This is a genomic window from Clostridium ljungdahlii (genome assembly GCF_001636845.1).
GTDB classification, from domain to species: domain Bacteria; phylum Bacillota; class Clostridia; order Clostridiales; family Clostridiaceae; genus Clostridium_B; species Clostridium_B ljungdahlii_A.
The window spans coordinates 23,258-39,315 of record NZ_LITT01000014.1; the positions used below are offsets into that span (position 1 = coordinate 23,258).

At 31.8% G+C, this 16,058-nt stretch carries 13 protein-coding genes; 3 read left to right on the forward strand and 10 right to left on the reverse strand.

Annotated features, from left to right (window positions below):
* The first annotated feature begins 107 nt into the window (after window positions 1-107).
* Window positions 108-875 carry an ABC transporter ATP-binding protein gene (locus tag WY13_RS08175; RefSeq protein WP_063555206.1) on the forward strand — a complete coding sequence of 256 codons (768 nt, stop codon included), beginning with the start codon at window positions 108-110 and terminating at the stop codon, window positions 873-875.
* Window positions 862-2,823, forward strand: coding sequence for an FtsX-like permease family protein (locus WY13_RS08180; RefSeq protein WP_063555207.1), 1,962 nt, complete (start codon window positions 862-864; stop codon window positions 2,821-2,823). Before WY13_RS08175 ends, WY13_RS08180 begins: the two co-directional genes overlap by 14 nt.
* A 160-nt stretch (window positions 2,824-2,983) precedes the next feature.
* Here the strand turns inward: WY13_RS08180 and pfkA are convergent, their stop codons facing one another.
* The 8 genes from pfkA to WY13_RS08220 all read right to left on the reverse strand — a co-directional run bounded on the left by pfkA (window position 2,984) and on the right by WY13_RS08220 (window position 12,052).
* Window positions 2,984-3,934, reverse strand: a complete 951-nt coding sequence (gene pfkA / locus WY13_RS08185) for a 6-phosphofructokinase (RefSeq protein WP_063555208.1) — start codon at window positions 3,932-3,934, stop codon at window positions 2,984-2,986.
* A 150-nt stretch (window positions 3,935-4,084) separates the two neighbouring features.
* Window positions 4,085-5,458 carry an MFS transporter gene (locus tag WY13_RS08190; RefSeq protein WP_063555209.1) on the reverse strand — a complete coding sequence of 458 codons (1,374 nt, stop codon included), beginning with the start codon at window positions 5,456-5,458 and terminating at the stop codon, window positions 4,085-4,087.
* A gap of 168 nt (window positions 5,459-5,626) precedes the next feature.
* Entirely contained in the window at window positions 5,627-6,634 is a 1,008-nt protein-coding gene (locus tag WY13_RS08195) for a zinc-dependent alcohol dehydrogenase (RefSeq protein WP_063555235.1), read from the reverse strand.
* Window positions 6,635-6,848: 214 nt separating this feature from the next.
* On the reverse strand, window positions 6,849-7,829 hold the full coding sequence (locus WY13_RS08200; RefSeq protein WP_063555210.1) for a transketolase family protein: 981 nt from the start codon (window positions 7,827-7,829) through the stop codon (window positions 6,849-6,851).
* A 3-nt stretch (window positions 7,830-7,832) separates the two neighbouring features.
* Window positions 7,833-8,699, reverse strand: coding sequence for a transketolase (locus WY13_RS08205; RefSeq protein ID WP_063555211.1), 867 nt, complete (start codon window positions 8,697-8,699; stop codon window positions 7,833-7,835).
* A 34-nt stretch (window positions 8,700-8,733) separates the two neighbouring features.
* Window positions 8,734-9,777, reverse strand: coding sequence for a zinc-dependent alcohol dehydrogenase (locus tag WY13_RS08210; RefSeq protein ID WP_063555212.1), 1,044 nt, complete (start codon window positions 9,775-9,777; stop codon window positions 8,734-8,736).
* A 19-nt stretch (window positions 9,778-9,796) separates the two neighbouring features.
* On the reverse strand, window positions 9,797-10,582 hold the full coding sequence (locus WY13_RS08215; protein WP_063555213.1) for an SDR family oxidoreductase: 786 nt from the start codon (window positions 10,580-10,582) through the stop codon (window positions 9,797-9,799).
* Between the two features lie 18 nt (window positions 10,583-10,600).
* Window positions 10,601-12,052, reverse strand: a complete 1,452-nt coding sequence (locus WY13_RS08220; RefSeq protein ID WP_242866387.1) for an MFS transporter — start codon at window positions 12,050-12,052, stop codon at window positions 10,601-10,603.
* A gap of 421 nt (window positions 12,053-12,473) precedes the next feature.
* On the opposite strand from WY13_RS08220, the gene WY13_RS08225 reads away from it, so the two are divergent.
* Complete coding sequence (locus WY13_RS08225) at window positions 12,474-14,069, forward strand: helix-turn-helix domain-containing protein (RefSeq protein ID WP_063555215.1); 1,596 nt, start codon at window positions 12,474-12,476, stop codon at window positions 14,067-14,069.
* Between the two features lie 224 nt (window positions 14,070-14,293).
* Here the strand turns inward: WY13_RS08225 and WY13_RS08230 are convergent, their stop codons facing one another.
* Together WY13_RS08230 and WY13_RS08235 are read right to left on the reverse strand one after the other, a co-directional pair.
* Window positions 14,294-15,151 (reverse strand): ABC transporter permease, encoded by an 858-nt coding sequence (locus WY13_RS08230; RefSeq protein WP_063555216.1) that lies wholly within the window; start codon window positions 15,149-15,151, stop codon window positions 14,294-14,296.
* Window positions 15,151-16,056, reverse strand: a complete 906-nt coding sequence (locus tag WY13_RS08235; RefSeq protein ID WP_063555217.1) for an ABC transporter ATP-binding protein — start codon at window positions 16,054-16,056, stop codon at window positions 15,151-15,153. Before WY13_RS08235 ends, WY13_RS08230 begins: the two co-directional genes overlap by 1 nt.
* Window positions 16,057-16,058 lie beyond the last annotated feature (2 nt).

Here is a 16,058-nt window from a genome sequence, read left to right on the forward strand (position 1 = left end):
GAAATCGATACATTGATTTCTCTAATTTTTTTATAATATATACATAAAGTTCAAGATATTTCTCATCTAAAAGAATGAGAATATTATGAGATGAAAGGAATGATAACATGTCAGTATTAAAGGCTGAAAATATAAGTAAAATTTATAGTGATAAAAGAGGAAGCTTACAGGTAAAAGCCCTTGATAAATTTAATATTAGCATAGATGAAGGAGAATTTGTAGGTGTTATGGGTCCTTCTGGAAGTGGTAAGAGTACCCTTTTAAATATTCTTGCAACAATAGATACTCCAACTTCAGGAGAGCTTTTTATAAATGGAGTTAATCCAGAAAAACTTGACGAAAAGAAAGCTGCACTATTTAGAAGAAAGGAGCTTGGATTCATATTTCAAGATTTCAATTTACTAGATTCCTTATCAATAAAGGAAAATATAATACTTCCATTAGTACTCAATAAAACAAGTACTCATGAAATAGAAAAAAAAGTAGATGATATTGCTTCACTTTTAAATATAAAAAAGATTTTAGATAAAAGACCCTATGAAACTTCAGGTGGTCAGCAGCAAAGAGCCGCTTGTGCTAGAGCACTAATTCACAATCCATCTATAATACTTGCAGATGAACCTACTGGAAATCTTGATTCTAAAGCTTCTCAAGACGTTATGGAATCTTTGACTAACTTAAACAATGAAAGAAAAGCAACTATAATGATGGTTACTCATGATCCTTTTGCAGCTAGCTTTTGTAAAAGAATAATAATGATTAAGGATGGAAGGTTCTTTTTAGAAATTGTAAAAGGAGGTAATCGTCAAGCTTTCTTCAAGGAAATCATGGATTCACTTACTTTAATAGGAGGTCATTACAATGACATTGCATAACATTGCTATTAAAAATATAAAAGGAAATTTAAATAAATTTATAATGTACTATTTAAGTAATACCTTTGTAGTAATGGTATTTTTCATATTTGCAAACTTTCTTTTAAGTCCTAAAGCTTCCAGTTTAAAAAACATGGGGCAAGCTGGATCAATTATGACAGAAACAGTTTATCTTTGTGAGTTTGTAATACTCATATTCACAGTTGTATTTACTAACTATTCCATATCAAGTTTTTTAAAATCAAGAGAAAAAGAATTTGGACTTTTATCAATGTTTGGACTGACAAGAAGCCAGGTAAGAAATTATGTTATGTTTGAAAACATTATTGTTTCTTTATTTTCAATAACAACAGGAGTCGTCTTTGGTATCCTTTTTTCTAAATTATTTTTTATGGCAATTTCAGCTATTTTGATTTTGAATGCTGAAATACCCTTTACTATATCAATTAAAGCTGTAGTATTAACCTCAATTTGCTTTTTAGCATTGTTTCAAATAACCTGTTTTAGATCAAGCTATAAGATAAAAAGCAACAATATAATAGAGCTTTTAAAAGGCTCACGGGTTGCAAAGCCAGTGCCTAAATTTTCTAGTAAAAAAGCAATTTTATCTATAATATTGATTGGCTTTGGATATATTTTAGCAGTTTTTTCAGGTCAGGCTATTGTACTCACTATGTTTCCTATTTTAATTGTAGTAGTAACTGGTACCTATATGTTATACTCTCAATTCAGCATATATGTTACAAGTAAACTTAAAAATAATAATAAAATCTTTTATAAAGGCATCAACATGATAACACTGTCTCAAATAATATATAAACTTAGTGACAATACAAAAATACTATTTGCTGTTTCAATACTTTCAGCTGTAACTTTGACAGCTTCTGCAAGTGTATACTCATTTCAAAAAACTGTACAAAAACAAACTGTAATAGACTACCCACAAGACATAAGTTTTATTGAAAATGGATTAAATACACACAATGTAATATCACCTAAAGAAGTAGAAAAAGTTTTTAAATCCTATGGAAATGAAATAAAATATAAAAATAAAATTATCCTTATAAAAGCAACTAACAATGATTTATCTTCAAATAAGCACTCAAATTTTGAAGAACTCATCAATAAAAAAGATTTCTATATTATGTCCAATACTGATTATAACACTTTATCAAGTGAGCAAAAGAAACCACCTATTAAATTAAATAATAGTGAAGTAATTGTTCACTATCATAATGTAATTGCAACTAAGGATAAGGAATTATTTGCTGATAAAAATTATTTAAAATTAAATACCCAAAGCACTTCCATAAACTTAAAGCTTAAAAATGAAATAAATGGTGGAATAATTAATAAGGATAGCAAGAACTCTAATACTGCAGTAGTAAGCGATGATGAGTTTAACAAACTTAAAGCTGATATTAAGGATGATAATCTTCAAGTTTATTATGGTTATACTATAAAAAATGGATTTAGAGCAGTAAACTCAGTATCAAAGATAAAAAGCGAAGTTCCAAAAGAAATGAAAATCAGTCTTTCTGAAAGAGTATTAAGCTTTTCTAATATGATGGAAGTTATGTCCACATTTTTCTTCATAGGAACCTTTATTTCAGTATTGTTCTTTATAGCAACCTGCAGCATAATATATTTTAAGCTATTTAATGAAATTCAAAATGATAAGCATGAATTTACAGCTCTTAAAAAAATGGGAATGTCTCTAGATGAAATAAAAAAAATAGTAAGTACACAATGCTTTATAATGTTCTTTCTCCCTTTTGCAGTATCCTTTATTCATACTAGTTTTGCAATAAATGCCTTAAGCAACATATTACAAACAAGCCTTAGCCTTTATTTAATGATTATAGTAGGAATTTATTTTCTACTTCAGACAATTTACTTTTGCTTTTCAAGATCAATGTATATAAAGCAAATAAATAGCTGGCGATAGTTAAATTACTACGTTTAAAAAGTAAGAAAATACGATCACTTTCTTAAAGAATTTAGAGGCAGTACTTTCTCAATGTGCCTCTAATTTTCTTTTAAATGCATATCAGCTCTACGTGATACTTTATATTTAACTGCTATTTTTAAACTCATAGTGTGGAGATCTATAGGAGCAACTTTAATAAATCATATTCCTTTTGTTTATCAGTATTTTTGCTATTTACCTTGCTGAAATCTACATCTATTATTTTGTTATCCTTAATTCCAACAGCCCTTCCTGTAAAACCTTTCATCAATAGTTCTACAGCTTTAACTCCCATTTTACTCGCTAATACTCTATCAAAAGCAGACGGATTTCCCCCTCTTTGTATAAACCCTAAAACAGTGTTTCTTATACTAATTTTTAGTCTTTTTTCTATATAATTTTGAAGTTCTTCTATATCATACATTCTTTCAGTTATTATTATCACGTTATCATTTTTACCTTTGCTTATGTTTTTACTCAATTTATTACATATAGTATTAAAATCTAATTTTTTTTCAGGAGTAGATATTATTTCTCCTCCTCCAGCTAAAGCTGAATATAACGCTAAATCACCACAATACCTTCCCATTACCTCTACAATAGTAGTTTTTTCATGGGAAGAATCTGTATCTCTTATTTTACCTATACATTCTAAGACTGTATTTAAAGTTGTATCAAACCCTATACAATAGTCTGTATAAGCCAAATCATTATCTATAGTTCCTGGTAATGCTATAACCTTTATTCCTAGTTTGCTAAGTTCTTCTGCCCCTTGAAAAGATCCATCTCCTCCAACTACAACCACACTATCTATTTCAAATTTTTTTAATGTCTTTAGAGCTTTTTTTCTTCCACCCTCATCCATAAATTCTAGGCATCTAGCCGTTTTTAGTATAGTTCCTCCTTTTTCTGCAATACCATCTATATCTAAATTATCTAATTTTATTATATCTTCTTCTATCAAGCCCTTATATCCGTATTTTATGCCAAAAACTTCTATGCTATTATAATTTGCAGATTTTACTACTGCTCTAATAGCAGCATTCATTCCTGGAGCATCTCCTCCACTTGTTAAAATTCCTATTTTCATATATTTCACCTGCTTAATATAACTTTTAATAGCCTTGTGTATAATTCACATGTCCTTATTTTGATGAGCCTATAGAGCATGTTCTTACAGCCTTTATACATTGTTCTGTATCTGCAGAAACATCATTATATCTCTTTATTTTAATGTATATTATTGTGCCTTGTTTATTTCTTCAATCATGTGTAGGTGTGTTTTCTTATCTATAGTATAGAAATACAATATGATACCTGCTCCTAGTAACGCAATGCCACAAACTAAATTCATACTAACATTTATTGCTGTCATAACCTTTATGCTCTGAACCTGATTCGCTGCATACCCCAAAGCTCCTAGCACCCAGCCGATAACTGCCGTACAGATTGCCATACCTAATTTAAATGCAAAGTTAATGTATGCAGATAAAAAACCAGCTGCATGTTGATGATACTTGTATTGGGTATATTCTGTTGTATCTGGTACCATACCAAACAGAGAAGCCACACCAAGACCTCCTCCAATACCTGTCAAAAAAGTAAGTCCATGATATAGATTAAGTCCCACAGCAGTGTGTACTGGCAAGTAGTTCATGATAATCATAAGAATACCAGAAAAAGTAAAGCTAATCATTGGAAGTGTTCTCTTATTATTTACTTTAGCTACTAGATATGCTAATGAAAATGTTCCTATAACACGTCCTAAGAACATTAATCCAGAATTGAGCATAAATAATTTATCGTTGCCTACATAATATTTAAAATAATACATTCTTACTGCGCCACCTGCTGCCTCATAAAAGCCCCAACAGACAAATGAAACCACTAAAATCATTACAGGGGTATTGCCCTTTAACATCTTAATTTCGTCTTTCCAACTTACCTTTTCTACCTTTACCTCTACAACCTCTTTAGTTGTTTTAAAACAGAAAATATATAATGGTAATGCTATACATGAGAAAATGACTGCCGCCCAAAAAAACCCTTTTCCTTCATTTCCTCCGCCAACCCATTGAACCACGCGTAGTACAAGCTGTGAGAGAAGCAATGTTGCAATAAATGCACCAGTCATACGATAACTAGAAAGACTAGATCGTGTATCTCCATCTCGGGTTAAAGTTGCTGGCATTGCAGAATAAGGAACATTTACACATGAATAAACAAGTACTAACAGTAAGTAACACGCAAAACAATAAAATGCTCTTGTGTATGCAGATTGCGAAGGTAATACGGTAAAGCATATAATATTTAACAATAACATAGGAACACATGCGAATAGAATCCATGGTCTGTAGCAGCCCCATTTTGATTTAGTTCTATCAGCTATTGCACCTAAAATAGGATCAAACACTGCATCACATAACTTTGAAACCAGCATAAAAGTACCACAAAGTATAGCAGGTATAAGTGCAACATCTGTCCAAAAATACATCAAATAGGTAGAAACCAATGACCAACTAAAATTATTTGCAACGTCGCCAGAAGCATAACCTATTTTTTGGAACTTAGAAAGCTTAATGTTTTCAGAATTCATCTTATCAGTAACAGACATTTTGAAAATCTCTCCTTTTTTTATAGAACTTTAGGCTTGATCATAACTGCTGCCCTTTTTATTTTAGTTTCTGGCATAGCTCAAAATCATTTTATATACCTTTATTAACTGTAGCTGCAAATGCATACCCATGTTCTATTGAAATACTTTTCTTCACATATTTCTGTATTATTTAGAGCAATCAAATAAAATCTTAGGGTAAATTGATTTATTAAACAGTTCAAACCCTTTCACTGCATCACTCAGTGGCATTACCTTGCCAATAACCTTATCAAGCTGTAATCTTGGAATAAGATTGATGGTACGAGGCATAATTGAAGTTGTAGTAAATACTGTTTGAATCCTACCTTCCTTCATATATAGTTCATAGAGATTCAGTGGCATTTCATATTTAGGGGGAAATACTGCAAAGTAAACTACTGTACCACATTTGCCCATAATTTTTAGCGCTGGTTCTGCCGCTTTAGGAGAACCTGATGCCTCAAATACGTAATCGAAGCCATTACCATCTGTAATTTCCATTGCACGCTTTTCCATATCTTCATTAAATGGGTCAATCACATACTGTGCTCCCATGTTAAGTGCAATTTGACGTTTGGATTCTACAGGATCAATAGCAGTTACCTTTGCACCGCCTGTAAGTAAAATCATGTTTAAAAGAATAGAACCAATACCTCCTACGCCTGAGATTGCAACTGTATCACCATGCTTTATTTGCGCTAAATCCATAGCACGGACAGTACAATTTGCTGGTTCTACTAAACTATACCATTGTAAATCAGCATCATCCGGAATCTTAAAAACAGCACTGACATCAGTCACCACATATTCTGCAAAAGCACCTGTGTCTTGAGAATTATAACAATACTGTGGCTGTCCTTTTTTGCAGGCTGGACAATTTCCACAACTTGTTACTGGAAAAAGAGAAACCTTATCACCAATTTTAAATCCAAACTTATCAGCTCCCTCACCTAACTCTTCAATGATACCAGATGCTTCATGACCAAGATGCATTGGCGGCTTTGCGCCTAATACTCCCATGGTTACCATATGCACATCTGTTGCACAAAGAGCAGCATATGCAATTTTCACCTTTACCTGATTCTCAGCTACTTTTGGGATTTCCACATTACGAACTTCTACCTTATTTTTATCTGTAAACCATACCTGTTTCATTTTTTCCAATTTTCTTCACCCCTTCTATTAACATTAAACTTTTAAAAAATTATTTAGTTTACTTTTCCATTTATACAAACCCTTTAAATTTGACTAATTTAGTCTCTATGCTGTATATATTTCAATGAAGACTATTTCTTAAAAGGCATAGTTCAAATTAGTAGTATAAATTTTACACTAACCTTAATTTGAACTACGCTTCATATATTGTTTCTTACTTACCAGTAGCAGCAGCAAGCATCTTTTTTACTGTTTCAGCAATACTATGTGAATCCAGTCCATAATATTTGTAGATCTCAGTATCAGGGCCAATAACACTGAACTCATCAGGTAGCCCAATTCTCTTAAACTTGCAATGTATACCCGCTTCTGCTATAACCTCAGCTACTGCACCACCAAGGCCACCATTAATACTCTGATCTTCAACGGTTACAACAAAACCTGTTTCCCTTGCAGATTCTAAAACTATATCAACATCAAATGGTTTAATAGTATGCATATCTATAACTCTAGCATTTACACCTGTTTCTGCAAGCTCCTTTGCTGCCATAAGAGACCAATACACGCTGTTGCCCGTCCCAATTAAAGTCAAATCATTACCTTCCTTTACAGTAATAGCTTTACCAATTTTAAATTCATAATTATTATCTTTATATACATCTGGCTCAGCACCTCTTGCAATACGGATAATCATAGGTCCTTTATAAGTCATTGATTCTCTTACCACTTTCCTACACTGCCCTGCATCTGCTGGAACACAAATTGTTAAGTTTGGTATTGCTCTATAAAATGACAAATCAGCAATAACATTGTGGGTAGGACCTCCTCCAGATGTAACTCCAGAGTGAGTTCCAATCAATCTTACAGGCACATCATTATAAGCAATATCTGTGTGTATCTGATCTGCTGCCCTCAGAGGAAGAAATGGTCCAAATACTTGTGAAAATACAATTTTGCCAGAAAGAGCTAATCCCGCAGATATACCAACTTGGTTGGCTTCTGCAATGCCAATATTAAAACAACGTTCAGGATATTTTTTTATAAACTTTCCAGTAGATGTTGACGGTGCAACATTATCAGAATAAGTAAATGCAAATTCTAATCCTTCATCTGCCATTTTCATTAATTCGACCCCATAAGCTTCTCTTGCGGATGATAACATCTGATCAAAATCGAAAGTTGTTTCAACTGCCATAATTTATCTCACCTTTCTATTATTTTCTATTGATTTTAGTGCCTCGTCCAACTGCTCTTTAGCAATTCCGCCGCCATGCCATACTGCATTATTTTCCATAAATGAAACACCACAGCCCTTAGTGGTATTTGAAATAATACATATTGGCTTTCTTCTAGTTTCTGGATCTGCTGGTGGAAGAGATTGCAGGGCACTACAAACTTCATACATGTCATTACCTTGAATCTCCATAACATCCCATCCAAAAGCTTTTATTTTATCTCCTAAAGGATCAATATTCATTACATTTCTTGTGAAACCTGTCATCTGTAGACGATTTTTATCAACAATTGCTACAAGATTGCCAAGCTTATAGTGTCCTGCTGCCATAAAGGCTTCCCAATTTGAGCCTTCTTCAATTTCACCATCTCCTATGATACAGAAGGTTCTCCAGTAGGCCTTTGACATTCTAGCACCTAATGCTAAACCAGTAGCTATGGATAATCCATGCCCCAAAGAGCCTGTTGATGCTTCAATAGCAGGAACATATTTTCTATTAGGATGCATACCAAATTTAGCAGTATCTAAGGTTTCAAAATGTTCTATCATATATTCCATTGTATACATACCCAAATCTGAAAATATAGTATACAATGTCTCTCCACAATGGCCTTTACTTAAAATCAATCTGTCTCTTTTTTCCCATTTAGGATTTTTAGGATCATAGTTCATGTACTTGTAATAGAGGGCAACAGCCATATCAACAATAGACAATTCCCCTCCAAGGTGACCCATACCTATTTCATAGATAAATGAGCATAACTTTTTTCGAATCTCTACTGCCTTATCTTCTAATTGTTTAACTTGTTCCATATCAACATTACAATACATAATAGGCATCTCCTTTTTTCATTTATAAAAATTGTTAAAAATCATTACATTTAATAAGTATTTTAGGATATTTTCCACTAATTTGAGCAGCAAAAGCTTCTTCTGCCTGATCAATAGTGAAGATTTTCTGTATAAAAGGTTTCAAATTCATTCTAGGCATAATTTGCGCAGCACGTGGAAATGCATATGGAGCTACATTTATACTAGAAATAGTCAATTCCTTGCTATACAATTTGTCATATAGATTTAGCGGCATATCATAGTTTTTTGGAAACATTGCAATATAAAGAACAGTTCCTCCTTTTGCAGCTATTTCGGTGGCTGCCGGTGCAGCATTAGGTGATCCCGAAGCCTCTATTACCAGGTCAAAACCCAATCCATTAGTTATTTTATTAGATTCTACACATACATCCTGTTGCAAAGGATTGATAACATAATCAGCACCAAATTCTTTGGCAAGTTCCTGTCTTTCCTTGATAGGTTCTATAAGTGTCAATGATGTAGCTCCAAACATTTTCATTGCTTGAAGTGATAATAATCCTATAGGTCCTCCTCCTGAAATGGCAACTCTTTGGCCAATCTTCATATTTGTTTTGTCCACAATTCTAACTGCAATTGACACAGGCTCTAACAGGCATGCTTCTTCTAAACTCACATCATCTGGAACTTTAAAGACCTGAGATTCATGCCATACTACATATTCAGACATACCAGGCTTATTATCCTGATATTCACAGAACTGCTCCTGACCATTTCGGCAATAATAACATGTACCACAAAATTTTAAAAAGTTTCCTGCGACCCTGTCTCCTACTTTTAGTCCCTTTTTAGTAGCTTTTTTACCAATTTCCACAATAGTACCTGAAATCTCATGTCCTATTCCAAAGGGAGGCTCAAGACCAAAAATTCCTTCTATTAAATGCGGATCAGAACCACATATTGAACAATAAGCAACCTTTATTTTGACATCCTCATCTCCCATTTCCTGTTCAGGCATATCTATAACCTGAACACGTCCCCTCTTATTAACATCAGGATCTTTTAAACTTCCCACCTTAACACAAGCAATAGTCTTCATAAATTAACGCCTCCTTATTTTATAATGTTGTCTGGAATCCACCATCAACACTTATATACCATCCATTAATATAATCCGATGCACTACTTGCTAAAAATACGGCAGTTCCCATTAAATCATTGAGTTCACCCCAGCGGCCACTTGGAATTCTATTTGTAATTTTATTGTAAAAATTTTTATCAGCACGTAAATCCTTGTTAACATCAGTTGCCAGGAAGCCAGGGCAAATAGCATTGGTTTGAATATTATACTGGCCAACCTCGTTTGCAAATACCTTTGTCAAACCAAGAATAGCATGTTTACTTGCTGTATATGGCGGACATTTTTTATCCGCAGTAAAGGATAATGCTGAACCAATATTTATAATCTTACCGGAATTTTGTTTAACCATTTCTTTAACTACCCTGTGGCTGAGATAGTACACAGAGTTTAAATCAATATCGATAAGCTTCTGCCATGCTGAATCTGGATACTCTAAAAATTCCGCAAACGTACTTCCACCTGCATTATTCACCAGGATGTCAATTTTCCCATATTCTTTCAAGCAAGTATTGACAACCTGCTCAATATAATCCTTTTTCGTTAAATCTCCTTGCAAGAACTTAACCTTCTGACCAGTTTCCTCTATAAGACTCTTAATTTCAGATACATCATCAGTAAAGTGAGGTATAAAAAGATCAGCACCTGCTTTTGCAAAAGCAACAGCATAAGCCATACCAAGGCCTTGATTTGCACCTGTAACCACAGCTACCTTACCTTTAAGTGAAAATGCATTCATTGAAAAATCACTAAGCTTTTTTTCCATAATAACGCCTTCCTATATTTATAATTTTGTTGATTGGTCAGGGATTTCCTCTACTAACTCAACCAAACAATTTTCTTTATCATTTTTATGTCTTATATTTAATTCAGCCATTATATCAGCTACTCTTTCTTCTGTTAAATTATAGAATACCATGAATATGATCAATGTAACTACACAGACAACAGCTGGCAAAATAGATGTCATAACTAAAATTCCATTCAAAGATTTTGCAGTTTGAGGTACATTAGGAATATATCCAACATTAGCTAATATCAATGTAGGTATAACTCCCCCTACTGCTAATGAAACCTTTAATCCAAGAGTAATAAGTGAGTACACAACTGCGGCATGTCTTTTGCCAGTATTGTACTCAGCATACTCAACTGCATCTGGAATAATTGACCACAAACTGCCCATAAGTATACCATAGCCAAATGCAGCTACTGATTTGGCTATCATCATTACTGTAATTTGTGAAACCGGAATGATATATAAAGCTGCTGATCCAAGGGCACCTAAACTCAAACCAAGTGCAACAGTTTTTTTCTTTTTGATATGTCTAAAAAGCGTAGGCACAAAAGGAACTGCCACAACTGAAGGTAAAACATTTAACATAGAAAATAAAGCAACTAGATCTTTTCTATTTACGTTATAAGTCATATAATAAATTCCTGAAGCTGATTGTATAGACGAGAATGCATAAACGCCTACAAACAGTAAAAATAATATGATACCTGGTTCATTATGTGTAATCTGATTAATAAATCCTTTAAAAGTAACTGGATCTAAATGAGATTTTACTCTGATACGCTCATGCAAAGTAGTATAACTATAAAGCAATATGGACGCACAAATAATAGAAAGTAAAATAATAGTCATCTGGTAACCTTTTGCTGCATTACCTCTACCGAAAACCTGTGATAAAATAGGAATAAACAGAGCAACTATTACACCACCTGACTGAGCAAACATCATCCTTATGGAATTTAGCCTAGTTCTCTCCATAGGATCTGCTGTCATAACAGTTGTACAAGATACATACGGATTGATGATGAAAGTATATAACGTCAGCAGCAAATTGTATGTAACATATGCCCATATCAATTTGCCTGTATGTCCCAAATTAGGTACTGTAAAAGTCAAAATACCTGCAAGTGCAAAGGGAATAGCTCCATAAATAAGATAACTTTTGTACTTACCATGCTTTGGATTCATTCTTTCTGCAATAATACCCATGGTAGGATCCCATATCATATCCCATCCTCTAGAAATAAGAAACATAACAGAAACTTCTGCAGCAGTTAATCCATAAACATCGGTATAGTAGAATGTGAGAAACATTAAAATTGACTGAAAAACTAAATTCATTCCACCATCTACAAGGGAATATCCCACTACTTCTTTGGTTGGAAGTTTATAAAAACCAGGATTATCACCGCTTTTTTCATACAAATTTATTGTTTTTGCCACTATTTGATCAACTCCTTTTCAAATTTATACTTGTATTATCAGATTAAACAATATAAAAGCAGATATACAGCATAGCTTACAAGTTTTAAAACTCCTTAATAATAGTAAACGATTGCAAAATGTACCTCCCAAATAAAATGGCATATTTCAAAAACTTAACTCCTCCTTTTTATTTTATTCACCACTTCTTAGTTATTAATTTTATATTATTTAGTCTTAACTTAAGTGTGTTTTTTTTATGAAAACGTGTACTTTTCTATATTAATGTCATTATCCGTTATTTTTAAATATATTTTTTTAACATATAACTTTTTATATATTTTGGAAATAATATTTACAAATTGCTAATATATATATACAATAAAATCATAGTTTAAAATTTATATACGAGTAATTGGGGTATCTTGGAGGTACTATGTAAATGTTTTCTAAAATTGTCTTATATGCAGAAGATAAAATTTCTAATATGATATATAACTTCTACAGGACAACTAAAAGTGATTTTTCTATTTCTTATATTGCTAATTCTTATAAAAACAGTATTGAAAAAGCAATAGAACTTAATGCTCAAGTTATAATTCTTCAACTTAAACATCCTGTATATAAAATTCATAATTTTTTCTACGATTTAGCAATGTCAAATATATATCCAATGATCCTAATTTTTAATGTCATTTCAGAAAATCAAATTATATACTCTATTACAAGTCACAAAGACATTACTTATATTAATAAAATAAAATCCTTTTTTACTCAGTCTTTAAGTGAAAAATATACTTGTCATTTTAACTATATTGGTGAAGAAAAAAATTCAAACTTGGTAATGGACTTCAGAATCAGTCAACTAGAAAAAACAGAATATCTAAAAGATATTCTACGCGGAGTAATTAAAAGTGAATTTTTATATTATAAAAAAAAAGTACATTTAAATCTAAATAATTACGGTTACTACGTATATATTTGTAACCTTATGGAAATTGAATATTCAGACCACTACTTAAATAAAAACATTTACTACTTAACTGGAGAAGAATTTATTAAAGAATGTCAAACCGTTCTTGACGAGTACAGTGGAGGTGAGGTCTTTTATATTAATCCCGATATTTTGTGCATAATTATCAATGATTTTAATTGTACAAGTATTGCTAGCAAACAGAATAAACTTTTTGAAATTACTAGCAAATTGAATAGCGTAACAAACTCTAAAACAGCATTCAGATATATGAGCAGCTATATCAAAGACATTGAAAATATGAGAGATGCTTATGAATCTTTCCATTGTTTAAAAGAATATAACTTTTTCTGTTCTGATGCTAAATTACTCACTCAAGAATATATCAATTCAATAAAAAAAGAAATAGATTACACTTTGATAGATGACACTCTAAAACAAATAAAAGAGCTTATAAATTATGATATTTTTAATTTAAAATTGAATGAATTAATATATAAACTATTTTTAGATATTGTAAAACCAAGTCTTGACTACAATCTTTATTATTATTGCCATACTTCATTATCATCGGCCTTGGTTGACAGGTATAGCAATCTATATAAAAAAATATTACCGGAAAGCTTACCATACAAAAAAGTATTCTTTACCTCTATAGAGGATAAATGCAGTGAGTTTATAGATTCTGTAAATCAGCTCAAGTCTGAGCTTTCCAACAAATATATGATAAAGAATTCTATAGTTATTCAAGTATTAAACTTTATTCATATTCACTATATGGAGGATATCACTGTAAACCTTATTGCATCCAGCTTAAATATTAGCAACTCATATTTAAGTCAGATATTTAAAAAGGAGATTGGTACAAGCATTATAAAATATATTATTAACTACAGAGTAGAAAAAGCCAAAGAACTTTTTTCTTCAAGTGACGAACTAATTTACAATATTGCTGAAAAAGTGGGCTTTTCTGATGAAAAACACTTTTCAAAAACATTCAAAAAAATTACTGGTCTAACTCCTATGCAGTATAAAAAGCAAAATGGGAAGGCCAAATATATCTAAAAGCCAAAGATTAATTATTCATCTAGCGCCTTTTAAGTTAAATATACGTAAGACAAATAACATACATGGCAGTAATTAAATTACTACCATGTATGTTTATCCGATGACTACCTGCCCTAATACTCCCACTTCTCCAAGTTGGAGTAAAGATCAGCTACGTCCCTGGATAACGATTTCTAAGCATCAGGTGGAGTTAAAACTCCATCTGATGCCAAGAACTCTGTTTATCCGATATCCTTTTTAGCAAATCCTTTAATACTCATAAATATGAAAAATACTAAATATACACATACATAGACCATCATCCATGCACTTGGTGTAGTAGACTTCCCTGATATACCAAAACCAAAACCTGACATAGGATTAAATGTCCCTAAAGAAGTAAAAATAGTAGAAATCATTTTTCTATAAATTACTTCAAAAGGGGAAATTAAACTTGAAATTATTCCAATTGTAGAAAGGGAATCATTTTTAATATATGCTCCTGCTTGTTCCATCACTCCACCAATTAATCCAAGTACATATAAAGCCACTACTACTATCCCATTATTTAAGGTTTTAAATTTAGTACTTCCATAAAGAGATATTGATAATATAGTCAACGGCTGCAAAATAAAAAACAAAAATCCCTTAGCAAGTGCTGCTATCCCAAAGGTTTCTATAATAGATATTTTACTTACAGTGGAAATAATAATTACTGCTATATAAAGAAAAGTACTATATAAAATAATAAGAACAGCTGTACCCAGATATTTTCCAAGTATATATTCTTCCCTCTTAATTGGCTTTGTTAAAATGGTTAAAATAGTTCCATTTTCTATTTCAGAAGAAACCATACCTATAGACAACATTATAGTCAAAAATGCTACAAGCATGCTGGAAAAATAAAACCCTATTATAGAAACAGTTGAAGAAAGATTAACAATCATGTCTATCATTCCATTATTACCAGTTGTATTATTACTTATAAATTTAAAAATAATAGTTAAAAGGATAAGATATATTATGGTCAATATACCTATAAAATGAAAGATTTTCTTTCTATAAATTTCCTTAAAAGTAGAAAGTGCTATGATAAACATTATTCTTCACCTCTTTCAATAAGTTTTATAAATATGTCCTCCAAACTATTTCTGTGCGGAGTAAGCCCATACAACTTTCCTCCTCCTGATATAATTAACGAAGCAACTTCGTGTATTTCATAGTTTTCCTTAACATGCATTTTAATGTTTTTCCCATCAAAAGTCATATCTTCATCAATTTTTTCAAGCTTATTTAAAATTTCATTACTTATATTTTCTACATGAATATCCAAAACAGTGTTTCCTTCTAAAAGATCATTGATTTTTCCTTGTTTTACAATACTTCCTTTACTTATAATAGCTGCACTGTCGCAAATCATTTCTACTTCACTTAAAAGGTGACTATTTAAAAATACAGTTTTGCCCATACCTTTTAGCTTCAACATAATATCTCTAACTTCTTTTCTACCTATAGGATCTAAGGCAGAAGTAGGCTCATCCAAAAAAAGAAGCTCAGGATCACAAAGAAGAGCACTGGCAATTCCTATTCTCTGCTGCATGCCTTTACTATAAGTACCTATTTTGCTTTCTTCAGCACCTTTTAGATTGACAATTTCAAGGACTTCTTCTATTTTTATAGAAGAAGTCTTCTTGTCAAGTTTATATAATGAAGAATGGAAGGACAGGAGGTCTAATCCTGTCATCCATTCTTGATATTTAAAAAGTTCAGGCAAATATCCTATCTTTTTTCTCGATTCTAAATCACCAATAGACTTACCTAGTATACGTGCATTTCCTGAAGTTGGAAATAGAAGCCCAACAAGGGTTTTTATAAATGTGCTTTTTCCTGCACCATTAGGACCTAAAAATCCGTAAATTTCACCTTTGGATACAGATATATTAATGTTTTTGCATCCTTTATTATTTTCATATATTTTGGAAAGATTTTCTGTTTCAATTACCAAAT